The following is a 24,364-nucleotide window of genomic DNA, read 5'->3' on the forward strand; positions in this document are numbered from 1 at the left end:
TCCCTCTCGGTCGAGCTGTGCCCCCAGCTTCGCCGGTCGGGGGCGGTCGGGGCCATGGGGGTGATCCGTCTCCCCGCCCGGGGGATATCCCCACCCCGGTCCGGAGCGCCCGGGTGACGACGGGGTGACCGCCGCGTGCCGCCGGATGTCCACCGGCCGTCCATCGGATGTCTTGCGGACCGGGCAGGATGCCGGGCACGGGGGCGGTGCACTTAGACTCACGCACTGGCGATGGTTATGAGCGTGTAAAGGAACGTCGTAGAACCGCCCGAGGGCGGTTCCGCGGCCGATGTGGAGGCGAGGCATGGTGGGGCAGCGGGCGGCTTCGGTCGCGGCCGACCCGGCGGCCGGCAGCGGCTACTTCGACGCGTACGCCGCGATGGGCCTGCTCGCCGTCGTCGGGGTGCTCTTCGTGACGGTGGCGTTCACCGCCAACCGGCTGCTCCGGCCGGTGGTGCACTCGCCGGAGAAGCTCCTCGCCTACGAGTGCGGCGTGGACCCGGTGGGGGAGGACTGGGCGCACACCCAGGTCCGCTACTACGTCTACGCCTTCCTGTACGTGATCTTCGCGGTCGACGCGATCTACCTGTTCCCGTGGGCGACCGTCTTCGCCTCCGCCGGGTACGGCGCCGGGACGCTGGTCGAGATGTTCGTCTTCATCGGCTTCCTCGCGGTCGGCCTGCTCTACGCCTGGAAGAAGGGCGTTCTCGAATGGACGTGACGCACACCCACTCGCACGGGCACGGCGCCGCCGGCGGTCCGGTTCCGCTGGGCGTGCCGGACCCGTCGAGCCCCGGTGCCGCCGTGGAGCGGCGCGGCATCGGCCCGCTGGCCCGGCTGGCGCCGGACCCGGTCAAGGTGGTGCTCAACTGGGGGCGGCGCTACAGCCTCTGGTGCTTCAACTTCGGCCTCGCCTGCTGCGCGATCGAGTTCATCGCGGCGTCGATGGCCAAGCACGACTTCATCCGGATGGGTGTCATTCCGTTCGCGCCGGGTCCCCGGCAGGCCGATCTGATGATCGTCTCGGGGACGGTGACCGACAAGATGGCGCCCGCCGTGAAGCGCCTCTACGAGCAGATGCCCGAGCCGAAGTACGTCATCTCCTTCGGCGCCTGCTCCAACTCCGGCGGCCCGTACTGGGACTCCTACTCCGTCACCAAGGGCGTCGACCAGATCATCCCGGTCGACGTCTACGTGCCCGGCTGCCCGCCGCGGCCCGAGGCGCTGCTCCAGGGCATCCTCAAGCTCCAGGAGAAGATCGCCGCCGAGTCGCTGCCCGAGCGCTACGCCGCGCCCGCGGCGGCGCTGCGGCGTCCGCCGGTGCCCGGGCCCGAGGCCGTCGGCGGCAGCGGTGGCGGCGACACCGGTACCGGCCCGGCCGGGGGCACCGGCACCGTCGAGGGAGGGGTCTCGTGACCACGGCCGAGCAGTACGCGGCGTCGGTCGGGGAGTGGGCGACCGGCGCCGAGGCATACGGGCTGATCACCGTGGACGTGCCCGCCGAGCACTGGATCGAGGCGCTCACCGCGGCCCGGGACACCCTCGGCCTGACCTTCTTCGACTGGCTCAGCGCCGTCGACGAGCTCGCCGAGGGCTTCTCGGTGGTCGCCCACCTCGCCGCCGTCGACGCCCCCGGCGTGCGCCACCTGGCGGTGCGCACCCGGGTGCCGCGCGCCGGGGCCGCGCTGCCCACCGCCGTCGCCGTGTACGCCGGGGCCGCCTGGCACGAGCGCGAGACGCACGAGATGTTCGGCATCGACTTCCCCGGGCACCCCCACCTGGTCACCCTGCTGCTGCCGGACGGCTTCGAGGGGCATCCGCTGCGCAAGGAGTTCGTGCTCGCGGCCCGGGTCGCCAAGGCCTGGCCGGGTGCCAAGGAGCCGGGCGAGTCCGAGGGCGACGGGCCGGCACGGCGCAAGATGCAGCCGGCCGGGGTGCCGGACCCGAACGAGTGGGGGCCGCTCAAGGGCACCCTGCCGCCGGTGGCCGAGCGTCCCGCCCGGGGCGCCAGGGCCGCCGGTGCGGCGCGGACGCCGCAGGCCGCGGCTGGTGCGGCCGGGGCCGCCGGTGCGGCGGGTGCCGAGGGTGCCGCCGCGGTGCGGGCGGACCGTCCGCGCCGGGTCAGGTCGGTCTCCGACGGGTCGGCGAGCCAGGCGGCCGCCGCTCCGGCTCCGGGGGCCGCCGAGGATGCTGCTGCTGTCGAGGGTGCCGCCGTGGAGGGCGCCGTCGCACCGCCGGTGCGGGCGGACCGGCCCCGGCGGACCAGGTCGGTGTCGGACGGCTCGGTGAGCCAGGCGGAGGCCGGCGCGGCCGCCGCCGCTCCGGAGCCCGGGCCCGCGCGGCCCGCACCGTCCCGGACCCGGTCCTCCGACGCGCCCTGGCACAACCCGGTGCCGGCCCACGACGGGCCGACGGCCGAGCCCGCAGAGCCGGCCGAGCCCGCCGCCGAGCCCAGCGAGCCCTCGGACGGGCCCTCGGACGGGCCCGCCGCCGGGGAGCGGAAGACGAGTGAGCCGCCGGCCGAGTCGGCCGGCCAGGACGGAGACGGCGCGTGAACCTGTTCGACACGGTGCTGCGCTGCGTCGCCACGCTGGTCGTCTTCCTCACCCTCCCCCTGGTCATCGGCCAGACCGAGCACAAGGTGATGGCGCACATGCAGGGCCGGCTCGGCCCGATGTACGCCGGTGGCTTCCACGGCTGGGCGCAGCTGATCGCGGACGGGGTGAAGTTCGCGCAGAAGGAGGACATCGTCCCGGCCGGGGCCGATCGCCGGATCTTCCAGCTGGCCCCCGCCGTCTCGCTGCTGCCCTACCTCTTCGTGCTGCTGGCGATCCCGGTCGGCCCGGACGGCTTCGTCGGGCAGGCGATCGACGCCGGCCTGTTCTTCGTGCTGGCCGTCATGGGTGTCGGCGTGATCGGCAAGCTGATGGCGGGCTGGGCCTCGGCCAACAAGTTCTCGCTGCTCGGCGGTCTGCGCACGGCCGCTCAGCTGATGTCCTACGAGCTGCCGATGGTGCTCGCCGCGGCCTCGGTGGCGATGGCGGCCGGGACGCTCTCGCTGCCCGGGATCGTGGACGCCTGGGAGTGGTACTGGATCCCGTGGCAGATCATCGGTGCCTTCGTGTTCTTCACGGCCGGTCTGGCCGAGCTGCAGCGCCCGCCGTTCGACATGCCGGTCGCCGATTCGGAGATCATCTTCGGCGCGTACACCGAGTACACCGGTCTGCGCTTCGCACTGTTCCTGCTCTCCGAGTACGTGGGCATCCTGGTGGTCTCCGCGCTGACCGCGGTGCTGTTCCTCGGCGGCTGGCACGGCCCGCTGCCGGACCAGCTGGGCTGGCTCTGGACCCTGCTGAAGACCTTCGCGCTGGCCTTCGTGGTGATCTGGCTGCGGGTCACCTACCCCCGGCTGCGCGAGGACCAGCTGATGCGCTTCGCGTGGACGGTGCTGATCCCGCTCGCCCTCGTCCAGCTGGCCCTCACCGGCATCATCAAGGTGGCGATCTCATGAGTTTCCCCGGTGCGGGCCTGGCCAAGGGCCTGGCCGTCACCCTGCGGACGATGACGAGGAAGACCGTCACCGCGCAGTACCCCGACACGCAGCCCGCGCTGCCGCCCCGTTCGCGCGGGGTGATCGCGCTGCTGGAGGAGAACTGCACGGTCTGCATGCTCTGCGCCCGCGAGTGCCCGGACTGGTGCATCTACATCGACTCCCACAAGGAGACGCTGCCGGCCGCCGACCCGAACGCGCGGGCCCGCACCCGCAATGTGCTGGACCGGTTCGCCATCGACTTCTCGCTCTGCATGTACTGCGGGATCTGCATCGAGGTGTGCCCGTTCGACGCGCTGTTCTGGTCGCCCGAGTTCGAGTACGCGGAGACCGACATCCTGGAGCTGACCCACGAGCGGGACCGGCTCCGGGAGTGGATGTGGACGGTGCCGGTCCCGCCGGCGCTGGACCCGGCGGCCGAGGAGCCCAAGGAGATCGCCACCGCGCGGAAGGCCGCCGACAAGCTCGCGGCTGCGGTCGCCGCGGCCGCGGCCGGTCCCGCCGAGGAGAAGGGTGACACCGCGTGAGCGCCGCCGCCCTGCTCGCCGCGACCGGGCCGCTGGACCCGGCCGCGCGCTCCTTCCTCTCCCCGACCGGGGTGGAGATCGTCTTCCTGCTGGTCGGCATCGCCGTGCTCGGCTCGGCCGTGGTCGCCGTGACCACCAGGCAGCTGGTGCACGCCGCGCTGTGGCTGGTCGCCGCGCTCGGCGGGCTGGCGGTGGAGTTCCTGCTGCTCACCGCCGAGTTCATCGCCTGGGTGCAGGTGCTGATCTACCTCGGCTCGGTGGTCGTCCTGGTGCTGTTCGGACTGATGCTCACCAAGGCGCCGATCGGGCGCTCGCCGGACGCGGACTCGAAGAACCGCTGGGTCGCCCTGGTGGTCGCGCTCGCCTCGGCCGGGACCCTGGTGACGCTGGTCGTGGACGCCTTCCGGACGTCCTGGATCGACCTCGGCGCGGGCGGCGGCTCGGCCGCGGTGACCGGGGCCAGCCTGTTCCGCACCTGGGTGCTGCCCTTCGAGGCGCTCTCGGTGCTGCTGCTGGCCGCGCTGGTCGGCGCCATCGTGCTGTCGCGCGGCGCGGGCCGGCGGGTCCCGCCGCCCCGGTCCGGGCGGATCCGGGCCGGACGTCCGGTGGGCTCCAACGGGACGGTCGCCCGGCGGGCAACCGCCGCGCCCCCGGCCGAGGCCCCCGAGACCGCTCCGGCGGAGGAGAGCTGATGCACCTCGCCTACCCCGTCGTCCTCGCCGCGCTGCTGTTCAGCGTCGGCGTCTACGGCGTCCTCGCCCGGCGCAACGTGATCCTGGTGCTGATGTCCGTCGAGCTGATGCTCAACGCCGTCAACCTCAACCTGGTCGCCTTCGACGTCTGGCTGCGCGACTCGCTGCACGCCGGCCAGGCGCTGACCCTGTTCACCATCACGATCGCCGCCGCCGAGATCGGGCTCGGGCTCGCCGTCGTCCTGCTGCTCTTCCGGGCCCGGGGCACGGCGGACATCGACCGGGTCACCGCGCTCGGCGACCCGGCCGAATCCACCGCCGACGCCGACGGGGCGCCGGTCGGGACCGAGGCGCTGAAGGGCCGGGCCGCCGCATGAACCTCGCCCTGCCCGCCCTCGTCCCCGCCCTGCCCGCGCTCGGAGCGGCCGCCACCCTGGCCGTCGGCCGTCGCTCCCCGGGCCTGGCCCGGCCGCTGGCGATCGTGCCGGTCGCGGTCTCGGCCGTGCTCGCCCTGGTGGTCGCGATCCAGCTCGGCACCGGCCAGGTGCTGGACGCCGCCACCCGGCTCACGCCGACCGGCGGACCGGAGATCTCGCTCGCGATCCACCTGGACGGCTACAGCTCGCTGATCTCGGTGCTGGTCGGCGTGGTCGCCACCTGCGTCCAGGTCTACTCGACCGCCTACCTCAAGGACGATCCGCGCTACCCGTCGTACGCGGCGCTGGTCTCGCTGTTCACGGCGGCGATGTTCCTGGTCGTGTACTCCGGCGACCTGATCGTGCTGCTGGTCGGCTGGGAGGTCATGGGCATCTGCTCGTACTTCCTGATCGGCCACCACTGGGAGACCGAGGACGCGCGTTCCGCCTCGCTGAAGGCCTTCCTGGTCACCAAGCTGGGCGACGTGCCGTTCCTGTTCGGCATCTTCCTGCTCGGCGCCGACGCCGGCAGCTTCCGGATCGAGGACGTGCTGCGGGCCGCCGGCGACGGGCGGCTCGGCCACCCCACGCTGATCGCGCTGCTCCTGCTGGCCGGGGTGGCGGGCAAGAGCGCGCAGTTCCCGCTGCACACCTGGCTCCCGGACGCGATGGCCGGTCCGACGCCGGTCTCCGCGCTGATCCACGCCGCCACCATGGTCGCGGCCGGCATCTACCTGGTGGCCCGGCTGCTCCCGGTGTTCCTGCTGTCCGGGGCGGCGCTGGTGGTCCTGGCGGTGATGGCCGCCGTGACGATGATCGGCTCGGCGCTCTGCGCGCTGGCCCAGGACGACCTCAAGCGGGTGCTCGCCTACTCGACCGTCGGCCAGCTCGGCTACATGGCCGGCGCGCTCGCCAGCGGCGACCGCGAGGCCTCGGTCTTCCACCTGGTCAGCCACGGCGCGTTCAAGGCGCTGCTGTTCCTCGCCGCCGGTGTGGTGATCCACGCCGCGCACACCAACTCGATCTCCGCGATGTCCAGGATCCCCGGGCTGCGCAAGCGCGTCCCGGACGCCTACTGGACCACGGCCATCGCGCTGATCGCCCTGATCGGCCTGCCGCCGTTCTCCGGCTTCTTCAGCAAGGAGGCGGTGCTGACCGCCGCCGAGCACGCCGCCAACGGCGAGGCGCTGACCAACGGCCTCGGCCCGGCCTCGGCGGTGCCGCAGGCGGCCGGCTGGATCGTGCTGATCTCGGCCGGGCTCACCGCGCTGCTCACGGCGGCGTACGCGGCCAGGCTCTTCCTGGTGACCTTCCACAGCCCGGCGGGCGCGGCGGTGCCCGCCCCGGCCGGGGTCCCGGCCGTCGCCGACCACGAGCCCGACGCGCCGTACTCGCCCGAGCCGGACGAGGCCGACCCGGCCGTCGCCGAACCGCCCGCGATGCGGTGGCCGCTCTGGGTGCTGGCCGTGCCGACCATGGGCTTCGGCATCGCCGGCCTGCGCTCGGACTGGCTGCCCGCGCTGCTGGACGGCGGCTCGCTGAAGCCCTCCGCGGTCACCGCCGTCACCGGCACCGGCCTGGCCGTGGTCGGCGTGCTGCTGGCCTACGGCGCCTGGCGCTCGGCCACCGCCCGGACCACCGAGGGCCTGCCCGCCCCGGCGGAGCCCGGCCGGGTGCCCGAGCAGGCCGGAGCCCCGGCCGCCGAGGTGATCGTCGCCGATCCCGGGCGCGCCCTGCTCGGCCCGCTGTTCGGCCCGGCCCGGCACGGCTTCGGCGTCGACCGGCTCTACAGCGCGCTGTTCGTCCGCCCGGTCGAGGCCGCCGCCCGGCTCGTCCGCTTCCTCGACCGCGAGGTCGTGGAGACGTACGTGCGCGGTGCCGGCACCGGCGCCGACCTGCTCGGCCGGGTCGTCCGGCTGGCGCAGACCGGCAACGCGCAGACCTACCTCAGCGCGTTGCTCGCCGGTGTCGTCCTGCTGGCCGTCCTGGTGGCGGTGTAGCCGATGCCGTCCCTCCCGTCCTCGCCCGTTGTCGTGGTTGTCGCTGCCGCTAGGAGTCCCCGATGAACGCGGTCCTCATCGCCCTCCTGGTGCTGCCGCTGCTCGGCGCCGCGCTCACCCTGGCCCCGGTGTTCGGCCCGGACCCGGCCGCCGCCGACCGACGCGCGCTGCGCTTCGGCACGGTGCTGACCGGCGCCGTCCTGGTGCTCACCGTCGCCCTGGCGGCCGGCTTCGACCACGACGAGCCCGCCCGGATGCAGGCCACCACCGACGTGGCCTGGATCCCGGCCATCGGGGTGCGCCTCCACCTCGGTGTGGACGGCGTCTCGCTGCCGCTGCTGGTACTGACCTCGCTGCTCACCTTCCTCTGCGCGCTGTACTCGGAGCGGCGGCTGCCGTCCGGGCCCGGGGTGCCCTCGGCCCGGGCCTTCGTCGGGCTGTTCCTCCTCCTCGAAGTCGGCATGCTGGCCACCTTCGCGGTGCTGGACCTGGTGCTCTTCTTCCTGGCCTTCGAGATCGTGCTGATCCCGATGTACTTCCTGATCGCCCGCTGGGGGAGCGGCGCGAAGGTGCCGGCGGCGAACCGGTTCATCCTGTACACGCTGCTCGGCTCGGCCGTGATGCTGCTCGGCTTCCTGCTGGTCGGCCTCGAGGCGGGCACCTTCGACATGCAGGCCCTCGCCGCCGCCCACGGCTCCGGCCTCGGCCACTCCACCCAGGTGATCGCCGCTCTGGCGATCATGATCGGGCTCGCGGTCAAGGCCCCCGCCTGGCCGCTGCACAGCTGGCTCCCGGACGCGCACACGTCCGCCCCGACGGTGGGCTCCGTCCTGCTGGCCGGCGTGCTGCTGAAGATGGGCACCTACGGTCTGGTCCGCGTCCTCCTCCCGGTCGTCCCCGACGGCACCACGACGCTCGCCCCCTACCTGGGCGCGTTCGCCGCCGTCGGCATCGTCTACGGCTCGCTTGCCTGCCTCGCGCTCGCCCGGACCGGCGCCAAGGGCGACCTCAAGCGCCTGATCGCCTACTCCTCCGTCGGCCACATGGGCTTCGTCCTGCTGGGCATCGCCTCCCTCACCCCGGTGGGGGTCAACGGCGCGCTGTTCGCCAACATCGCGCACGGTCTGATCACCGGCCTGCTGTTCTTCGTGGTCGGGGCGCTCAAGGACCGCTACGGCACGGCGGACCTCGACACCCTGGCCGGTGCCACCGGTGCCGCCCTCTACGGGCGGGCGCCCCGGCTCGGCGCGCTGCTCGCCTTCGCCGCCGTCGCCAGCCTCGGCCTGCCGGGCCTGGCCGGCTTCTGGGGCGAGCTGCTCGCGATGTTCGGCGCGTTCGACCCGGCCGAGGGCCTCTCGCGCCCCGCGTTCGTCACCTACATGGTCCTGGCCGGTCTCGGCACCCTCCTCACCGCCGCCTATCTGCTGATCGTGGTCAGGCGCGTCTGCATGGGCGACCCGAAGCAGCCCGCGCCGGTGGCCGAGCTCGCCGACCTCCGCCCGTACGAGGCCGTCAGCTGGACGCCGCTGGCCGCCCTCACCCTGCTCGCCGGCCTCTGGCCCGCGCTGCTGCTCGGACTCTCCGACCCCGCCGTCAAGCACCTGCTCGGCGGTGGCTGACCATGCTCGGCACCGCACTCGGATCTCACTCCACGGGGCAGACCACTGTGACCTCCCTCGCCGTCGCCAACCCGGGCAGCCTGATCCAGTCCGTGGACTGGGTGGCGATCGCGCCCCCGCTGATCGCCGCGCTGGCCGCCCTCGCCGTGCTGGTCACCGACCTCTTCCTGCCCGCGCGGCACAAGCGCTGGCTGGGCCGGCTCACCGCCGCCGCACTCGCCCTGGCCATCGTCTCGCTCCTCCCGCTCACCGGTGGATCACCCCGAGCCACCTTCTGTGCGCAGAACGTAACAGGAGCCACTGACAACGCAGGCTGCTCCTACGTCGCCGACCACTTCGCGCTGGTCTTCCAGCTGCTCGCGCTCGGCGGCGCGCTGATCGCGGCCCTGCTGTCCGCCCACACCGTGGAGCGCGAGGAGCTCCCCGGCGGCGAGTACTGGTTCCTGCTGCTCTCCAGCGCCACCGGTGCCGCGCTGCTGCCCGCCTCCCGCGACCTCGCCACCCTGGTGATCGCCCTGGAGGTGGCCTCGCTGCCCGCCTTCGCCCTGGTCGCGCTGCGCCGGGACGGCCGGGGCGCCGAGGCCGCGCTCAAGTTCTTCCTGTCCTCCGTCACCGCGACCGCCGTGATGCTGCTCGGCATCGGCTTCGTCTACGCGGCGAGCGGCAGCCTGCACCTGGGCGCCGTCGCCACCGGACTGGAGCACGCCCCCGCGCAGCTGAAGCCGCTGGCCGAGGCGGGGGCCGTGCTCACGCTGGCCGGCTTCGCCTTCAAGGTCGCCGCCGTGCCGTTCCACTTCTGGGTGCCGGACACCTACACCGGTGCCCCGCTGCCGGTGGCCGGCTACCTCTCGGTGGTCGGCAAGGCGGCCGGCCTGGCCGGACTGGCGCTGGTCACCACCATCGCCTTCCGCCCGTACGCGCACACCTGGGGCCTGGTGCTCGCGGTGCTGGCCGCCGTCACCATGACGGTCGGCAACGCGGGCGCGCTGCGCCAGCGCTTCGACACCCGGTACAGCGCGGTCCGGCTGCTCGCCTGGTCCTCGGTGGGCCAGGCCGGCTATCTGCTGGTGCCGCTGGCCGCGGCCGGCTACGCGCCCACCACGACCGACCCGCTGGGCGCCACCGCCGCGTACGCGCTGATCTACGGCGTGGTCAACCTGGGCGCCTTCGGCGTGGTGGCGGCGGTCGGCCGCCGTTCCGAGGCCGGGGTGGACGACTTCCGCGGGCTGTTCGCCCGGCGCCGCTGGACGGCGCTGGCGCTGGCGTTCTTCCTGCTCTGCCTGGCCGGGCTGCCGCCGGGCGTGATCGGTCTGTTCGGCAAGGTGGTGGTGTTCCGCGCCGCGGTCGACGCCGGGCTGGGCTGGCTGGCGGTGGTGATGGCCGTCAACGTGGTCGTCGCGCTGTACTACTACCTGCGCTGGACCGCCGTGCTGTTCGCCCCGGCCCCGGAGGCGGCCTCGGAGGCGGCCTCGGCGGCCTCGGTGGCCGAGGGGGCGGCGGGCGCGGCGGGTGACCGCGCGGCCGCGGCCGCCGACACGGCTCCCGAGCGGCGCCTGCCGGTGTCGCTGACCGCCACCCTGGGCCTCACCGCCTCCGTCGCGGTGGTGCTCTCGGTGGCCCCGCAGCTGGTGCTCCAGGTGGTCGGCGGTTCGCTGTTCTGAACCCCGCCCGGCGGGCGGGCGGTTTCCGGGGCCGCGTCCCCCGGTCGGGTGTCATGCCGGTCACAAGGGAACAAGGCCCCGGCCCCCACCCGTTGACCGGGCAGGAGGGACGAGGCAGAAAGGGCTTCCCCACGCACCATTGGAGGGCCACCCGTGCATCGCCGGCACAACGGACTGAGGACCGCCGCTCTGCTCGGGGGCCTCTCGGCGCTGATCCTGGTGATCGGCTCCTTCTTCGGCCGTACGGGCTTCGTGATCGCCCTGCTGGTCGCCCTCGGCACCAACGCCTACGCCTACTGGAACAGCGACAAGCTCGCCCTGCGGGCCATGCGGGCCCGCCCGGTGAGCGAGATCGAGGCGCCGCGGCTGTACCGGATCGTCCGGGAGCTCTCCACCTCGGCGCGCCAGCCGATGCCCCGGCTCTACATCTCGCCGACCCCGGCCCCGAACGCCTTCGCCACCGGGCGCAACCCGCGCAACGCGGCGGTCTGCTGCACCGACGGCATCCTGCAGCTGCTGGACGAGCGCGAGCTGCGCGGCGTCATCGGACACGAGCTGAGCCACGTCTACAACCGGGACATCCTGATCTCCTCGGTGGCCGGCGCGCTCGCCTCGGTGGTGATGTTCCTGGTGAACTTCGCCTGGCTGATCCCGTTCGGCCGGGGGGACGACGACGACGGTCCGGGCCTGTTCGGACTGCTCGCGATCATGATCCTCGGCCCGGTCGCCGCCTCGCTGATCCAGCTGGCCGTCAGCCGGTCCCGGGAGTACCAGGCCGACGCCGACGGGGCCCGGATCACCGGCGACCCGCTGGCCCTGGCGAGCGCGCTGCGCAAGCTGGACGCGGGCACCCGGCAGCTGCCGCTGCCGCCGGAGCCGCAGATCCAGACCGCCAGCCACATGATGATCGCCAGCCCGTTCCGGCCCGGCGAGGCCGGTACGAAGCTGTTCTCGACCCATCCGCCGATGGCCGAGCGGATCGCCCGGCTGGAGCGGATGGCCGGCCACCGGTAGCGGCTCCGGGAGGGGGCGGTCACCGGTGGCGGCGCCGGGAGCGGCCGCGGCGGCCAGGAGCGGCTTCGGGAGGGGCCGCGGCGGCGGTCAGCCCGTCGTGGCCTCGTCCAGTACCGCCCGGAGCCGGTGGACGCCCTCCACCACCTGGGCCGAGTTCTCGGCGGCGGCGTAACTGAGCCGCAGATGGGCGGCCGGCGGTTCGGCGGCGTGGTACGGCCGGCCGGGAGTCACCTGGACGCCGGCCCGCATGGCGGCGGCGGTGAGCAGACCGTCGTCGACGCCCTCGGGGAGCCGCAGCCACAGGTGGTAGCCGCCGGGGCGGTAGCTGCCGAGCACGCCCGGCAGCTCGCGGTGCAGGGCGGCGACGGCCGCGGTGCGGCGGTTGCGCAGTTCGGTGCCGAGCGCGCGCAGGTGACGGGCCCAGCCCGGGTCGGCGACGAGTTCCAGCGTCGCCTCCTGGAGCGGCCGGGGCACGAAGAAGCTGTCCACCACCTGGGTGGCCCGCAGCCGGGCCAGGGCCGGGCCGCGCGCGGTGAGGGCGCCGACCCGCAGATTGGGGGAGGCGGCCTTGGTGAGCGACCGCAGGTGCACCACCACCCCGTCCCGGTCGTCGGCGGCGAGCGGCCGGGGCAGGGCGGGCGCGTCCGCGTGCACCAGCAGCCGGGAGAAGTCGTCCTCGACGACGAAGGCCCCGGCCGCCCGGGCGATCCGGAGCACCTCGGCCCGGCGTTCGGGGGAGAGCACCGCGCCGGTCGGGTTCTGGAACAGCGGCTGGCAGACGAAGACCCGAGCCCTGGTGGCCTCGAAGGCGTCCGCCAGCAGGTCGGTACGGACGCCGTCGGCGTCGACCGGCACCGGGACGGGCCGCAGCCCGGCCGCCCGGACGACCGCCAGGATGCCCGGATAGGTCGGCGACTCCACCAGGACCGGTGCGCCGGGCGCGGCGAGGGAGCGCATCGCCACGGTGAGGCCGCTCTGCCCGCCCGAGGTGAGCAGCACGTCCCCGGTGGCGATCGGCCCGTCGTGGCCGCCGATGTCGCGGGCGAACCAGCCGCGCAGCTCGGTGAGGCCGTCGGTGGGCGGGCGTTCCCAGGCGCCGGGGCGGCGTCCGGCCCGGGCCAGGGCGGCGGCGAGCAGCCGTTCGGGCAGCAGGGAGGCGTGCGGGTAGCCGCTGTTGAGGTCGATGACATCGGGCGGCGGCACGCGCAGGGTGGCGAACACCGGGGCGGCCAGCAGGTCGCGCGGTCCGGTCCCGCTGCTGAGGGCGATCTCCTGCCAGGACAGGTCACCGGGGCGGGCGGTGGCGGGCGAGGACCTGCGGGTGCCGGTCGCGGGGCCGGTGGTGAAGGCCGCCGCGCGGAACACCCCGGCGCCCGGGCGGGAGATCACGAGCCCCTCGGCGGCGAGGACGGCGATGGCGCGGGAGACCGTGCCCGGGCTGACCTGGTGGCGTTCCATCAGGGCCCGGCTCGACGGCAGCTTCCGTCCTTCCGGGTAGCGCTCGACTTCTCGCCGCAGGCTGTCGGCGAGTTCCGTCACACTGCTACGCTCGTTCATGAGAGCACAAGATAGCGCTACCCTTCGTTCGGCGATAGCGGACCGGCCCGCTACGGCCCCGACGGCGGCGACGGTCCCGCCGGCCGCAGTGTCCACGACGGCCCCGACGGCCCCGACGGCCACGGGGACTCCCGCCGCCCCAGCGCCGAAGGCCGCACCCCGGGCCGGGGCCTCCGCCGGTACCGCGCAGGCCGCCCTGGGTGTCCTCTGCTTCTCCTTCAGCTTCCCCGCCACCGCCTGGGCCCTGACCGGTTTCGGCCCCTGGACCGCGACCGGCCTGCGCGGCCTGCTCGCCGGAGTGCTCGCCGCGCTCTGCCTGGCGGCGGCCCGAGTCCCGCTGCCCGAGCGCCGCCACTGGCCCGGCCTGCTGGTGGTCTCGGCGGGCTGCGTCCTCGGCTTCCCGCTGCTCACCACACTGGCCCTGCGCACCTCCTCGACCGCGCACTCGGCGGTCGTGATCGGGGTGCTGCCGCTGGCCACGGCGGCCGTCGCCGTGCTGCGGGCCGGCCGCTCCGGTGCCCGGCCGTCCCGGCTGTTCTGGGGCGCGGCACTGGCCGGTGCGGTGGCCGTGCTCGGCTTCACCCTGCTGCAGAGCCACGGGCGGCCGGGCCTCGCCGACCTGTACCTGTTCGCGGCGCTGCTGGTCTGTGGCGCCGGGTACGCGGAGGGCGGGCGGATCTCCCGGGAGCTGCCCGGCTGGCAGGTGATCGGCTGGGCGGTGGTCGCGGCGCTGCCGGTCACCGCGCTGACCACGGCGCTGGCGCTGCCCGCGGAGCCGGTGGAGTTCGGCGGGAAGGCGCTGGCCGGTCTGGCGTACACGGCGGTGGTGTCGCAGTTCGGCGGGTTCGTGGTCTGGTACCGGGGGATGGCGGCGATCGGCGTGCCGCGGGCGAGTCAGCTCCAGCTGGCGCAGCCGCTGCTGACGCTGGTCTGGTCGGTGCTGCTGCTCGGCGAGGCGCTGCCGGCGGCGGCGCCGGTGACGGCGGTGGTGGTGCTGCTCTGCATCGCGCTCACCCAGCGGGCACGGGTCTGACGCGCGGTGGTGTCCGGACCCGGTCCGGGTCCGGACACCACCGCGGGCCCGCCGGCGGGCTCAGTACCCGGCGGCGTCGGGCTTGTGGACGCACAACGCCCAGATGATGAAGACGTCCAGCGCGATCACCACGATCGACCAGCCCGGGTAGTACGGCATCGCCAGGAAGCTGTCGACGGCGCTCACCGCGGTGAGGGCGATACCGGCGTAGCGGGCCCAGGAGGCGCCCTTGAGGAGGAACGCGCCGACCAGCGCCACCAGCGCGCCGACCACGATGTGGATCCAGCCCCAGCCGGTGAGGTCGAACCGGAAGACGTAGCGGTCGGTGGTCAGGAAGACCTCGTCGTCGTGGACCGCCATGATGCCCCGGAGGACCTCCATGATGCCGTTGATCAGCATCAGGACACCCGCGAACACCACGAAGCCGGGCGCCCACTCGCGGAACCCGCCGTGCGAGGCCGGCGGCGGTCGGTCCGAGCCGGAGCGCCAGGGCGGCGGCTGGTCGGGAGGCGGGGGAGACGTGCTGCTGCTCATGGATTCCTCCAGAACCGGACGCCGGGGTCCGACAGGCACCCCGGACAGGTGTGCGGAGAGAGGTACGGACTTCGACCGTCCGACCCCGCCCGCGGCGTGGCAACCGGACCGCACCTGTTCGGGTGACCCGCCCCGCGCGCCCCCGGCCGCCCCGGCCGGCCGACCGGTACTGCTGGTCCGACCCCTGCCCCGGACCCGGAAGGCGCGGCACGTGACTCTTCTGCCGAAGGACCCCGTGGAGCAGCCCCCACGCCGTTCGCGCTCCCCGCGGACGGAACGGCGCCGCGCCGCCGCCCGCCGCCGGCGCGGCCGGGCCCTGGTCGGCTGGCTGACCACCACCGACCACAAACGGATCGGCACCCTCTACCTCACCACCGCCTTCGTGTTCTTCCTGCTCGGCGGGCTGATGGCGATGCTGATGCGGATCGAGCTGGCCCGCCCCGGGCTGCAACTGCTCTCCAACGAGCAGTTCAACCAGCTCTTCACCATGCACGGCACGATCATGCTGCTGATGTTCGCGACCCCGTTGTTCGCCGGGTTCGCCAACTGGATCATGCCGCTGCAGCTCGGCGCCCCCGACGTCGCCTTCCCCCGGCTGAACGCGCTCGCCTACTGGCTCTACCTGTTCGGCTCGCTGATCGCCGTCCTCGGTTTCCTCACCCCGGACGGCGCGGCCGACTTCGGCTGGTTCGCCTACGCGCCGCTCAACAGCGCCGAGCACAGCCCCGGCGTCGGCGCGGACCTGTGGATCATGGGCCTGGCCTTCTCCGGCTTCGGCACCATCCTCGGCTCGGTCAACTTCGTCACCACGATCGTCTGCTTCCGCGCGCCCGGGATGACGATGTTCCGGATGCCGATCTTCGTCTGGAACACCCTGCTCACCGCCGTCCTGGTGCTCTTCGCCTTCCCGGTCCTGGCGGCCGCGCTGCTCTGCCTGGAGTCCGACCGGCGGTTCGGCTCCCACGCCTTCGACGCGGCCAACGGCGGGGCACTGCTCTGGCAGCACCTGTTCTGGTTCTTCGGGCACCCCGAGGTCTACGTCATCGCGCTGCCGTTCTTCGGCATCGTCACCGAGATCGTCCCGGTGTTCAGTCGCAAACCCGTCTTCGGGTACAGCGGCCTGATCGCCGCGACCATCGCCATCACCGGCCTGTCGATCACCGTCTGGGCGCACCACATGTTCGTCACCGGACAGGTGCTGCTGCCGTTCTTCGCGGTCATGACGATGCTGATCGCGGTCCCCACCGGGGTGAAGTTCTTCAACTGGATCGGGACCATGTGGCGGGGCTCGCTCAGCTTCGAGGCCCCGATGCTGTGGACGGTCGGCTTCCTGGTCACCTTCCTGTTCGGCGGCCTCACCGGGGTGCTGCTGGCCGCACCGCCGATCGACTTCCACGTCTCCGACTCGTACTTCGTCGTCGCGCACTTCCACTACGTGGTGTTCGGGACGGTGGTCTTCGCGATGTTCGGCGGCTTCCACTTCTGGTGGCCCAAGTTCACCGGCCGGATGCTCGACGAGCGGCTCGGACGGATCCACTTCTGGACCCTCTTCACCGGCTTCCACAGCACCTTCCTGGTCCAGCACTGGCTCGGCGCCGAAGGCATGCCCCGCCGCTACGCCGACTACCTCGCCACCGACGGCTTCACCACCCTCAACACCGTCTCCAGCATCGGCTCCTTCCTGCTCGGCATCTCCACCCTGCCGTTCCTGTACAACGTCTGGCACACCGCCCGGAACGGGCGGCGGGTCACCGTCGACGACCCGTGGGGCTACGGCCGCTCGCTGGAATGGGCCACCTCCTGCCCGCCGCCCCGGCACAACTTCACCACCCTGCCCCGGATCCGCTCCGAATCGCCCGCCTTCGACCTCCACCACCCCGGGATCGCCGCACTCGACCGACAGCGGAACGTCCGCGAACCACAGCGCTGATTCCCGGCCCCACGCCCGCTCGTTAGGATGACCGCATGGCAGAGGACACCGCGGACACCGCAGAGGACACCAACGCCCCGGTGGCCGGCGACCCGGTGACCGGCGACCCGCGGGCCCGGCGGCGCGGCCAGGGCGAACTGGAGGCCCAGGTACTGGCGGTGCTCCAGCACGCACCCGGCCCCGCCACCGCCGGCTGGGTCCAGGAACGCCTCGACGGCGACCTCGCCTACACCACCGTGATGACGATCCTCTCCCGGCTGCACGCCAAGGGCGCCGTCAGCCGGACCCGCGCCGGCCGCTCCTACCTCTGGCAGGCATCCTCGGACGCCGCCGGCCTCGCCGCCCTGCGGATGCGCCGCGTCCTGGACGGCGAACCCGACCGGGACGCCGTGCTCGCCAGCTTCGTCACCGCCCTGCTCCCGCACGACGAGGAACTGCTGCGCACCCTGCTCGACAGCGCCATCGCCCCGGCCCCCGACCGCGAAGGCTGACCTCCTCACCGTGGGTTTCTTCGTCTTCCTCCCGCTCGTCCTGCCGCTGACGGCGCTGCCCATCGCCCGTCTCACCGAGCAGCACCTCCACCCGCGCGGCGCCGCCCGGCTGCTCACCGGGTTCAGCATCGTGATGGCGCTGTGCAGCGCGGTCAGCCTCGGCCTGATCGGCGTCGTCGGCACCGCGCAGCTCCCCGGCAACCCGCTGCCCGACAGCTGGTCCGACCCCGAGGTCAGGGACGCCCTGCCCTGCCACGAGACGGTCGGCACGGCGGCGCTGCTCGCCCTCGCCGTCGTCCTGCTCGCGGTCGGCCGCACCCTGGTCCGGCACCTGCGGATCCGCGCCCGCGCCCGGCGCGCCCTCGGCCGGGCCCTGCCCGCCGCCTCCGACGTCGCGCTGCTCCCCGACCCGGCGCCGTACGCCTACGCGCTGCCCGGCTCGCCCCGCTCGCCCGGGCGGGTGGTCGTCTCCACCGGCATGCTCGACGGCCTGGCCGAGGACGAGCGGGCCGCGCTGCTCGCCCACGAACGCGCCCACCTCACCCACCGGCACCACCGCCACCTGCTGGCCACCCAGCTGGCCGGCTGCGTCAACCCGTTCCTGCGGCCGCTCCACCGGGCCGTCGCCTACAGCGCGGAGCGCTGGGCCGACGAGGAGTCCGCGCAGGCCGTCGGCGACCGCCGGGTCACCGCGCGGGCCGTCGCCCGGGCCGCCCTCGCCGCGCGCACGGCCCCCGCCGCCTACACGGTGTTCCCCGCCTTCGCCGCCCCCGGCCCCGCCCCCGGCCCGGTCCCCCGCCGGGTCGCGGCCCTCCTCGGCCCCGTGCCGACCGCCCGCAACTGGCCCCCCGCCCGCACCCCCGCCGGCCTCGCCGCCCTGGTCGCCGCCCTCGGCACCGCGGCCTCGGCCCTCTCCGCCCTCAACGCCGCCGTCGCCCTGCTGCTCATCCTCAAGGCCGTCACCCCGCTCTGAATCCGGTGGCGCCCGGCCCGGCCCCCGGTCTACCGTCCGGTCCATGGCTGGACGTCGCTACGTGGCCCGGGGCGTCCCCGGCGGCTACCGGATCCGGGACAACAAGGCGGGCCGCTGGTGGGGCGACCACTACGAGCTCTGCCCCGACGCGCTGCTCGCCGAGCTCAACGGCGCCGCCGACCCGGCCCGCCTCACCGCCCTCCTGAGGGAGCACCGCGCCCGGAAGCGCTGACCGCCCCGCGTCCGCACCCCGAGGCGCGGCCCCCGAGTTGTCCCTGAGATGCGGTTCCCGGGCGCGTAGACACGCAGCTCGGCGGGCATCTGGGTCGTAGGGGCCGGTCGTCGCGCGTGAGAGGGTGCCGGACATGAAGGTGATCGACTTCGTTCTCAACGTGATCTGGCTGATCTTCTGCGGCATCTGGATGGCGATCGGTTATGTGATCGCCGGTGTCATCTGCTGCATCCTGATCATCACCATCCCTTTCGGCATCGCGTCGTTCCGGCTGGCCGGGTTCGTGATCTGGCCGTTCGGGCGGAAGGCCGTGGAGCGGCCGGACGCCGGGGCGCCCTCGTGCGTCGGCAATGTGATCTGGCTGGTGTTCGCGGGGTGGTGGCTGGCGCTGATGCACCTGGTCACCAGCATTCCGCTGTTCCTGTCGATCATCGGGATCCCGTTCGGCTGGGCGAACCTCAAGCTCATCCCGGTGTCGCTGATGCCGCTGGGGCGGGAGATCGTCTCGACGGACGAGCCCTGGGGCGGGCGGTAGCGAGCGTGGAGAAGGGCCGGCGGGTGCTCCCGCCGGCCCTTCGGTGTGTTCAGGCGCGCGCGAGGGCGGTCAGGGTGGTGCGGGCGGTGCCGAGGGAGGTGGTGGCGAGGTCGCGGTAGGGGGTGAGGGCGGGGATGTCGGTGGCGCGGGTGAGTTCGGCGTGCACGAAGCGGAGGCCGGCGTCCGGGACGCCGAGGTGCTCGGTGAACCAGGCGCGCAGGTACGGGGTCTGGAAGTCGAAGGGCTCGCGCGGGGTGCCGGGGCCGTAACCGCCGCCGCGGGCGGCGACCACGACGACGCGGGTGGCGGTGAGGCGGCCGGTGTGGGCGCCGGGGAAGGTGATCCGGTCGATCCACGCCTTGAGGGCGGCGGGGACGGTGAAGTTGTACATCGGGACGCCCAGCAGCAGGGTGTCGGCGGCGTGCAGTTCGGTGATCAGGGGGTGGGTCAGGGACCACTCGTGGTGCTCGGACGGGGTCGTGGCGAAGGACGGGACGTCGGCGAGCGGGACGGGGGCGCCGTGTCGTTCGACGCGGATGCCGAGGGAGGCGTAGCCGGGGCCGATCAGTGGGACGGGGTCGGCGGCGAGGTCGCGGTGGCGGTAGTCGGCGTCCGGGTGGCGGGCCTGCCAGGCGCGGGCGAAGCGGGCGGTGAGACGGCGGCTGACGGAGTGCTCGAGCGGGCCGGCGCTGGAGTCGAGGTGGAGCAAGGCGGGCATGGGAGGGCTCCTGGTCACCTTCGGGGGGTGGGCATCGTCAGTCCCGTGACGAGGGCGCGGACGGAAAGGTGACCGATGGACGGGCGCGAGGAACTGGCGGTGCGGTTCGAGGCCGAGCGGGCGCGGCTGGGGGCGGTGGCGCGGCGGATGCTCGGGTCGACGGCGGAGGCCGAGGACGCGGTGCAGGAGGCCTGGCTGCGGCTGGAGCGGGTGGACCCGGCGGAGCTGGAGAACCTGCCGGGGTGGCTGACCACGGTGGTGTCGCGGATCTGCCTGGACGTGCTGCGGGGGCGGCGGTCCGAGCCGGTGGTGGTCGAGGCGGCGGTGGACGGGCCGGAGGAGGAGGCGGAGCTGGTCGACGAGGTGGGGCGGGCGATGCTGGTGGTGCTGGACCGGCTGGGCCCGGCCGAGCGGGTCGCCTTCGTGCTGCACGACGGGTTCGCGGTGCCGTTCGACGAGATCGGGCCGATCGTCGGGCGGAACACGGCGGCCGCGAAGAAGCTGGCGAGCCGGGCCCGGCAGCGGGTCAGGGGGGCGGACGCGGAGCACGGGACGGCGGAGCGCGAGGTGGTGGACGCGTTCCTGGCCGCCGCCCGCGGGGGTGATCTGGACGCGCTGCTCGCCGTGCTCGCGCCGGACGTGGTGCGCCGGGCCGACCCGGCCGCGCTGCCCGCCGGGCGGCCGGTGCTGCTGCGCGGCGCCGGGGCGGTGGCCCGGGAGACCCGGGTGATCGGGCGGCGGGCACGGTTCGCGGTGCCGGTGCTGGTGGACGGCGAGGTCTGTGCGGCGATCGCGCCGGACGGGCGGCTGCGGCTGCTGCTGCGGTTCGAGGTCGCGGACGGCCGGGTGGCCGGGTTCGAGGTGGTCGCGGACCCGGCGCGGCTGGCGGCGCTGGAGCTCTCGTTGCCCGGCGGGGACGCGCGCTAGCGCGGCTCGTCGGCGAGCTGGACGATCATCTTGCCGGTGTTGGCGCCCTTGAGCATGCCGAGGAAGGCGTCGACGACGTGCTCGAAGCCCCGGACGACCGTCTCGTCCGGGCGGACGGCGCCGGAGCGCAGGTGCGGGACGAGGAAGTCGTACAGCTCGGGCCGGGCGTCGAGGTGGTTGCGGACCAGGAAGCCCTCCAACCGCAGGCTCTTGCCGACCACGTCGAAGAGGTTGCGCGGCGCGGGCGGCGGCGCCTGGAGGCTGTTGTACTGGGCGACCGCCCCGCACCAGGCGATCCGGCCGCCCTCGCGCAGGGCGTCGACGGCGGCCTCCAGGTGGTCGCCGCCGACGTTGTCGAAGTAGACGTGCAGGCCGTCCGGGGCGGCTTCGCGCAGCCGGTCGGTGATCGGCGCCTCGTGGTAGTCGAAGGCGGCGTCGAAGCCGAGGTGCTCGGTGAGGTGACGGACCTTGGCGGCGGAGCCGGCGCTGCCGACGATCCGGCCGGCGCCGAGCAGCCGGGCGATCCGGCCGACGGCGGTGCCGACGCCGCCCGCGGCCGCCGAGACGAAGAGCGTCTCCTCGGGCCGCAGCCGGGCGATCCGGGTCAGGCCGACCCAGGCGGACAGCCCGGTGCCGCCGAGGATGCCGAGGTGGGCGCTGAGCGGCACGCCCGCGAAGTCCGGCAGGACGGTGGTCCCGTCCGGGGTGACCACGGAGAGGGTGCGCCAGGCCCGGCGGTGGTGGACGAGGGTGCCGACCGGGAGCGCGGGCGTCCGGGACTCGACGACCCGGCCCAGGGTGCGGCCCTCCAGCGGGGCGTGCAGCCGCCAGCCGCCGGTCGCGTCCATCTCCTCGCGCATGTACGGGTCGACGGACTGGTGGATGTTCTCGACCAGGGCCTCGCCGGTGGCGAGCGGCGGGACGGTCTCGTCGAGGAAGGCGAAGTTGTCGGCGGTGGGCTCGCCGGTCGGGCGGGAGACGAGGTGGACGACGCGGGCGGTGGGGCGGGACACGGGGGCTCCAGGGGTGCGAACGGGGCGGTGAAGATCACCGTAGGGAGCCGGTGGGCGGCCGGGCAGGGGCCGCCGTCGATGGATGGAGCGGTTCCATGAACGGAATCGATGGATCCGGTAGCGTCGCCCGCATGACCGATCTCGCCCCGCACGAACTGCGCGTCCTGGTCGCCGTGGCCGAGGAGCAGGGCTTCACGGCCGCCGCCGCGCGCCTGGACAGCAGCCAGTCCGCCGTCTCGCACGCCGTGCGCGCCTGCGAACGGAAGCTCGGCGCGGTGCTGTTCGAGCGCGGGCGCCACGGCGCGCGCCCCACCGAGGCCGGGGAGCGGGCGGTCGCGTACGCCCGGCGGATCCTGCGGCTGTTGGCGGTGATGGGCCCGGAGGTGCGGGCGACCGGTGCGGGCGACCGGGCCGGGGAGGTCACCGGGACGCTGCGGATCGCCGCGTTCCGCAGCGTCGCCGCCCATCTGCTGCCACCGGTCCTGGCCCGGCTGACCGCACGGCACCCGGGGCTGACGCCGCGGGTGCGGATCGTCCGCGAGATCGGCCGGGGCACCGCGGGGGAGGTCGCCGACGGCCGGGCCGACCTCGGCCTCGCGACCCTCGACCCCGCCGCGCCGCCGCCCGTGCCCGGCCTGGTCGCGGCCCGGCTGTTCGAGGAGACCTACGCGCTCGCGCACCCAGCGGGGCACCCGGCGCCGCGCGGGCTGCCGCTGGTCGACTGGGACGAGAACTGCGGTTCCTACACCCGGGACTGGTGGGGCCGGCAGGACTGGATCCCGCCCTCGACCATCGACGTCGAGGACGACACGGTGGCCGTCTCGCTGGTCTCCCAGGGCCTGGGGATGGCGATCATGCCCCGGACCGCCCTGCTCGGCGCCCCGCCCGGGCTGGCCGTCACCGACCTCGGCCCGAACCCGCCGAGCCGGTACGTCGGGTATGTGACGACGCCGGAGCTCGCGGGCACGGCGGCGGTGCGGGCGCTGGTCCGGGAGCTGCGGGAGCTGCGCGGCGGGGCCCTGCCCGAGGGGCTGACGGCGGCCTGAGGCTCAGGCTCGGCGGTCCGCCGGCCCGGCGGACCGGTCCTCCGCCGGGCCGTCGGCCAACTCCTCCGCCGGCTCCTCCAGCGGCTCTTCCGCCGGGCCGTCCGCGCGGTCCAGCGCCGCGCGGAGCCCGGCGAACTCCGCCGCCAGCGCGTCCAGGGTGTAGTGGGCGTTGAGACCGCTGGGGTTGGGGAGCACCCAGACGGCGGTGTCGCCGATGCCCTGCTCCTGCCGTCCGATCGACGCCGTCCGCCGCCCGAAGGCGGTGCGGTAGGCGCCGATGCCGAGCACCGCCAGGGCGCGCGGCCGCAGTCGCAGCACCCGTTCGGCGAGCGCCGCGCCGCCCGCGCGCAGCTCCTCGGCGGTCAGCTCGTCGGCCTTGGCGGTGGCGCGCGGGGCGACGTTGGTGATGCCGAGGCCGAGGCCGGGCAACTGCCGCTGCTCGTCCGGGCGGAACTGCCGCGGGGTGAAGCCGGAGCGGTGCAGCGCGGGCCAGAAGCGGTTGCCGGGCCGGGCGAAGTGGTGGCCGGTGGCGCCGGACCACAGCCCGGGGTTGATGCCGCAGAACAGCACGCGCAGACCGGGGGCGGTGATGTCCTCGATCGTGCTGTCACGGGCGGCGAGCAGCTGCTCGGCGGTCGGCTTGGCCACCGCGCCCGGCGCGGGGTTCCTGGTGGGCTTGTGGGTCACGGGTCCAGTCTGCCGGTGCCGGCCGTGGCCCGGACGCCCGCCTCCGCCGCCGCGGGGACCGGAGCCGGCCCGCTCGCCGCCAGCGACCTGGTCCGCCGCCGCTCCCGCAGCCACCGCACGCCGTACACCGCCGCCGCCGCGTACGCCCAGCCGACGAAGACGTCCACCAGGAAGTGCTCCGCCCCGTACACCAGGGTGAAGGTCATCGCGAGCGGGTAGGCGACCAGCAGCGCCCGCACCCACCGGGTGGCGGTCGGCCAGAAGAAGAACAGCAGCATCGCCGGGTACGCCGAGTGCAGCGAGGGCATCGCCGCGACGTCGTTGGCGAACTGGCTGCCGTTCTCGAACACCGAGGCGGCCCGGGGCAGTCCGCTCTGGCCGAGCACGTCCGAGACCACCCGGGTCAGGGCCGGCAGGTGGCCCTCCTGGGAGGCCAGCCACGGCGGCACCGCCGGGTAGAGGATGTAGGTCGCGAAGCCGGCGAAGGTCAGCACCAGGTAGCAGGTGAGCAGGTGCCGGAACCGGTCGTGGCGGCGGCGCCAGAGCACCGCGAGCACCACGAAGACCGTGAAGAAGTGCGACATGTAGACGGTGACCGCGGCGTAGTCGTACCAGTGCGGCGCGCCGGGCGTGTACAGCCCGTGCTGGAGCCGGACCGTCAGGGTCTCGCCGAAGCCGAGGAGTTCGTCGGCGCGCTGCTGCGGCCACAGGTACGGGCCCCAGGGGGTGTGCGCGCCGTAGCCCCGCAGCAGCGAGTACGTCCAGACGACGGCCATCACCGGGACCCAGTCGCGCAGCACCAGCAGGAAGCCGCGGGGACCGTGGCCGCTGTGCACACCGGCGGCCACCAGCGCGCCGATCAGCCACAGGAAGACCAGGTCATTGGTGTACGGCAGGCCGTAGGCCCGCAGGTACCACAGCAGGGCGGCGAGGTAGAGCGGCCACGCCAGCAGCCGGAGGCGGGCGGCGGCGCCGGTGCGCCGGCCGCTCCGGGGACCGGTGGCCGGACGCAGCCGCCCGGCGCTCGCGGACGGGGTGGGCGGCGCCGGGCGGAGCATTCTGGTCATGCCGGTCGAAGCTAGCAAGGCATTCTTGGAGAACTCTCGGTGCGAACGTCCGGTCCGTTCAGGAAGGGTTCAGAATTGCCCCGGTTGGTGCAGTGCGGCGACGGCCGACCGGGTGGTCCCGGGGCTCCCGGGGTTCCGGTCT

The 24,364-nt window shown here is 74.3% G+C and carries 25 protein-coding genes; 19 read left to right on the top strand and 6 right to left on the bottom strand.

What is annotated here, in order from left to right; translation table 11 throughout:
* Positions 1-304 precede the first annotated feature (304 nt).
* The 11 genes from BLU95_RS22700 (at position 305) to htpX (ending at position 11,479) form a co-directional block, all read left to right on the top strand.
* Positions 305-721, top strand: a complete 417-nt coding sequence (locus BLU95_RS22700; protein ID WP_093861647.1) for an NADH-quinone oxidoreductase subunit A — start codon at positions 305-307, stop codon at positions 719-721.
* A complete protein-coding gene (locus BLU95_RS22705; protein WP_231977742.1) occupies positions 712-1,416 on the top strand; it encodes an NADH-quinone oxidoreductase subunit B in 705 nt (234 codons plus the stop codon). The genes BLU95_RS22700 and BLU95_RS22705 overlap by 10 nt, the downstream gene beginning before the upstream one ends.
* Positions 1,413-2,555 carry an NADH-quinone oxidoreductase subunit C gene (locus tag BLU95_RS22710; RefSeq protein WP_093861648.1) on the top strand — a complete coding sequence of 381 codons (1,143 nt, stop codon included), beginning with the start codon at positions 1,413-1,415 and terminating at the stop codon, positions 2,553-2,555. The genes BLU95_RS22705 and BLU95_RS22710 overlap by 4 nt, the downstream gene beginning before the upstream one ends.
* Positions 2,552-3,511: an NADH-quinone oxidoreductase subunit NuoH gene (gene nuoH / locus BLU95_RS22715; protein ID WP_375975398.1), complete on the top strand. Its 960-nt coding sequence runs from the start codon at positions 2,552-2,554 to the stop codon at positions 3,509-3,511. Before BLU95_RS22710 ends, nuoH begins: the two co-directional genes overlap by 4 nt.
* Positions 3,508-4,077 carry a NuoI/complex I 23 kDa subunit family protein gene (locus BLU95_RS22720; protein ID WP_093861649.1) on the top strand — a complete coding sequence of 190 codons (570 nt, stop codon included), beginning with the start codon at positions 3,508-3,510 and terminating at the stop codon, positions 4,075-4,077. Before nuoH ends, BLU95_RS22720 begins: the two co-directional genes overlap by 4 nt.
* Entirely contained in the window at positions 4,074-4,769 is a 696-nt protein-coding gene (locus tag BLU95_RS22725) for an NADH-quinone oxidoreductase subunit J family protein (RefSeq protein WP_093861650.1), read from the top strand. The genes BLU95_RS22720 and BLU95_RS22725 overlap by 4 nt, the downstream gene beginning before the upstream one ends.
* Complete coding sequence (gene nuoK / locus BLU95_RS22730) at positions 4,769-5,146, top strand: NADH-quinone oxidoreductase subunit NuoK (RefSeq protein WP_093861651.1); 378 nt, start codon at positions 4,769-4,771, stop codon at positions 5,144-5,146. The genes BLU95_RS22725 and nuoK overlap by 1 nt, the downstream gene beginning before the upstream one ends.
* Positions 5,143-7,185, top strand: coding sequence for an NADH-quinone oxidoreductase subunit 5 family protein (locus tag BLU95_RS22735; protein WP_093861652.1), 2,043 nt, complete (start codon positions 5,143-5,145; stop codon positions 7,183-7,185). Before nuoK ends, BLU95_RS22735 begins: the two co-directional genes overlap by 4 nt.
* 62 nt (positions 7,186-7,247) lie before the next feature.
* On the top strand, positions 7,248-8,804 hold the full coding sequence (locus BLU95_RS22740; RefSeq protein WP_093861653.1) for a complex I subunit 4 family protein: 1,557 nt from the start codon (positions 7,248-7,250) through the stop codon (positions 8,802-8,804).
* 2 nt (positions 8,805-8,806) lie between these two features.
* Entirely contained in the window at positions 8,807-10,465 is a 1,659-nt protein-coding gene (locus BLU95_RS22745; protein WP_093861654.1) for an NADH-quinone oxidoreductase subunit N, read from the top strand.
* Positions 10,466-10,618: 153 nt separating this feature from the next.
* Entirely contained in the window at positions 10,619-11,479 is an 861-nt protein-coding gene (gene htpX, locus BLU95_RS22750; protein WP_093861655.1) for a zinc metalloprotease HtpX, read from the top strand.
* Between the two features lie 87 nt (positions 11,480-11,566).
* Here the strand turns inward: htpX and BLU95_RS22755 are convergent, their stop codons facing one another.
* Positions 11,567-13,036: an aminotransferase-like domain-containing protein gene (locus BLU95_RS22755; RefSeq protein ID WP_093861656.1), complete on the bottom strand. Its 1,470-nt coding sequence runs from the start codon at positions 13,034-13,036 to the stop codon at positions 11,567-11,569.
* Here BLU95_RS22755 and BLU95_RS22760 point away from each other — a divergent pair.
* Entirely contained in the window at positions 13,035-14,069 is a 1,035-nt protein-coding gene (locus BLU95_RS22760; RefSeq protein ID WP_093861657.1) for a DMT family transporter, read from the top strand. The genes BLU95_RS22755 and BLU95_RS22760 overlap by 2 nt on opposite strands.
* A 60-nt stretch (positions 14,070-14,129) precedes the next feature.
* Here BLU95_RS22760 and BLU95_RS22765 read toward each other — a convergent pair whose 3' ends face one another.
* A complete protein-coding gene (locus BLU95_RS22765; protein WP_353653504.1) occupies positions 14,130-14,603 on the bottom strand; it encodes a DUF7144 family membrane protein in 474 nt (157 codons plus the stop codon).
* A 235-nt stretch (positions 14,604-14,838) separates the two neighbouring features.
* Here BLU95_RS22765 and ctaD point away from each other — a divergent pair, with 235 nt between their 5' ends.
* The 5 genes from ctaD to BLU95_RS22790 all read left to right on the top strand — a co-directional run bounded on the left by ctaD (position 14,839) and on the right by BLU95_RS22790 (position 18,764).
* Positions 14,839-16,533 (top strand): aa3-type cytochrome oxidase subunit I, encoded by a 1,695-nt coding sequence (ctaD, locus tag BLU95_RS22770; RefSeq protein WP_093861658.1) that lies wholly within the window; start codon positions 14,839-14,841, stop codon positions 16,531-16,533.
* Between the two features lie 35 nt (positions 16,534-16,568).
* Positions 16,569-17,024, top strand: a complete 456-nt coding sequence (locus tag BLU95_RS22775; RefSeq protein WP_093861659.1) for a BlaI/MecI/CopY family transcriptional regulator — start codon at positions 16,569-16,571, stop codon at positions 17,022-17,024.
* A 10-nt stretch (positions 17,025-17,034) separates the two neighbouring features.
* Positions 17,035-17,997, top strand: coding sequence for a M48 family metalloprotease (locus tag BLU95_RS22780; RefSeq protein WP_093861660.1), 963 nt, complete (start codon positions 17,035-17,037; stop codon positions 17,995-17,997).
* A 43-nt stretch (positions 17,998-18,040) separates the two neighbouring features.
* Entirely contained in the window at positions 18,041-18,229 is a 189-nt protein-coding gene (locus BLU95_RS22785) for a hypothetical protein (RefSeq protein WP_162497194.1), read from the top strand.
* Between the two features lie 133 nt (positions 18,230-18,362).
* Positions 18,363-18,764 (top strand): YccF domain-containing protein, encoded by a 402-nt coding sequence (locus BLU95_RS22790; RefSeq protein WP_093861662.1) that lies wholly within the window; start codon positions 18,363-18,365, stop codon positions 18,762-18,764.
* 49 nt (positions 18,765-18,813) lie between these two features.
* Here the strand turns inward: BLU95_RS22790 and BLU95_RS22795 are convergent, their stop codons facing one another.
* The gene (locus tag BLU95_RS22795) at positions 18,814-19,482 is read right to left on the bottom strand and encodes an FMN-dependent NADH-azoreductase (protein ID WP_093861663.1); all 669 of its coding nucleotides are present in this window, start codon (positions 19,480-19,482) and stop codon (positions 18,814-18,816) included.
* Positions 19,483-19,557: 75 nt separating this feature from the next.
* Here BLU95_RS22795 and BLU95_RS22800 point away from each other — a divergent pair, with 75 nt between their 5' ends.
* Positions 19,558-20,409 carry a sigma-70 family RNA polymerase sigma factor gene (locus BLU95_RS22800; protein ID WP_093861664.1) on the top strand — a complete coding sequence of 284 codons (852 nt, stop codon included), beginning with the start codon at positions 19,558-19,560 and terminating at the stop codon, positions 20,407-20,409.
* Here BLU95_RS22800 and BLU95_RS22805 read toward each other — a convergent pair.
* Positions 20,406-21,422, bottom strand: coding sequence for an NADP-dependent oxidoreductase (locus BLU95_RS22805; RefSeq protein WP_093861665.1), 1,017 nt, complete (start codon positions 21,420-21,422; stop codon positions 20,406-20,408). The genes BLU95_RS22800 and BLU95_RS22805 overlap by 4 nt on opposite strands.
* A gap of 131 nt (positions 21,423-21,553) precedes the next feature.
* Here BLU95_RS22805 and BLU95_RS22810 point away from each other — a divergent pair, with 131 nt between their 5' ends.
* Positions 21,554-22,468, top strand: a complete 915-nt coding sequence (locus BLU95_RS22810) for a LysR family transcriptional regulator (RefSeq protein ID WP_093861666.1) — start codon at positions 21,554-21,556, stop codon at positions 22,466-22,468.
* 3 nt (positions 22,469-22,471) lie between these two features.
* On the opposite strand, the gene mug is transcribed toward BLU95_RS22810, so the two are convergent.
* Complete coding sequence (mug, locus tag BLU95_RS22815; protein WP_197698820.1) at positions 22,472-23,116, bottom strand: G/U mismatch-specific DNA glycosylase; 645 nt, start codon at positions 23,114-23,116, stop codon at positions 22,472-22,474.
* A 35-nt stretch (positions 23,117-23,151) separates the two neighbouring features.
* Positions 23,152-24,222 (bottom strand): phosphatase PAP2 family protein, encoded by a 1,071-nt coding sequence (locus BLU95_RS22820; RefSeq protein ID WP_093861668.1) that lies wholly within the window; start codon positions 24,220-24,222, stop codon positions 23,152-23,154.
* Positions 24,223-24,364 lie beyond the last annotated feature (142 nt).

Origin of the sequence: Streptomyces sp. TLI_053 (assembly GCF_900105395.1) — a bacterium.
In the GTDB taxonomy this organism is placed as follows: domain Bacteria; phylum Actinomycetota; class Actinomycetes; order Streptomycetales; family Streptomycetaceae; genus Kitasatospora.

Coding starts and splice junctions, on each gene's coding strand:
- BLU95_RS22755 (WP_093861656.1), bottom strand. CDS start 13,036: ATGAACGAGCGTAGCAGTGTGACGGAACTCGCCGACAGCCTGCGGCGA.
- BLU95_RS22745 (WP_093861654.1), top strand. CDS start 8,807: ATGCTCGGCACCGCACTCGGATCTCACTCCACGGGGCAGACCACTGTG.
- BLU95_RS22795 (WP_093861663.1), bottom strand. CDS start 19,482: ATGCCCGCCTTGCTCCACCTCGACTCCAGCGCCGGCCCGCTCGAGCAC.
- BLU95_RS22760 (WP_093861657.1), top strand. CDS start 13,035: ATGAGAGCACAAGATAGCGCTACCCTTCGTTCGGCGATAGCGGACCGG.
- BLU95_RS22790 (WP_093861662.1), top strand. CDS start 18,363: ATGAAGGTGATCGACTTCGTTCTCAACGTGATCTGGCTGATCTTCTGC.
- BLU95_RS22740 (WP_093861653.1), top strand. CDS start 7,248: ATGAACGCGGTCCTCATCGCCCTCCTGGTGCTGCCGCTGCTCGGCGCC.
- BLU95_RS22800 (WP_093861664.1), top strand. CDS start 19,558: ATGGACGGGCGCGAGGAACTGGCGGTGCGGTTCGAGGCCGAGCGGGCG.
- BLU95_RS22765 (WP_353653504.1), bottom strand. CDS start 14,603: ATGAGCAGCAGCACGTCTCCCCCGCCTCCCGACCAGCCGCCGCCCTGG.
- BLU95_RS22775 (WP_093861659.1), top strand. CDS start 16,569: ATGGCAGAGGACACCGCGGACACCGCAGAGGACACCAACGCCCCGGTG.
- BLU95_RS22810 (WP_093861666.1), top strand. CDS start 21,554: ATGACCGATCTCGCCCCGCACGAACTGCGCGTCCTGGTCGCCGTGGCC.
- BLU95_RS22720 (WP_093861649.1), top strand. CDS start 3,508: ATGAGTTTCCCCGGTGCGGGCCTGGCCAAGGGCCTGGCCGTCACCCTG.
- BLU95_RS22785 (WP_162497194.1), top strand. CDS start 18,041: ATGGCTGGACGTCGCTACGTGGCCCGGGGCGTCCCCGGCGGCTACCGG.
- BLU95_RS22700 (WP_093861647.1), top strand. CDS start 305: ATGGTGGGGCAGCGGGCGGCTTCGGTCGCGGCCGACCCGGCGGCCGGC.
- nuoK (WP_093861651.1), top strand. CDS start 4,769: ATGCACCTCGCCTACCCCGTCGTCCTCGCCGCGCTGCTGTTCAGCGTC.
- BLU95_RS22705 (WP_231977742.1), top strand. CDS start 712: ATGGACGTGACGCACACCCACTCGCACGGGCACGGCGCCGCCGGCGGT.
- BLU95_RS22820 (WP_093861668.1), bottom strand. CDS start 24,222: ATGACCAGAATGCTCCGCCCGGCGCCGCCCACCCCGTCCGCGAGCGCC.
- BLU95_RS22735 (WP_093861652.1), top strand. CDS start 5,143: ATGAACCTCGCCCTGCCCGCCCTCGTCCCCGCCCTGCCCGCGCTCGGA.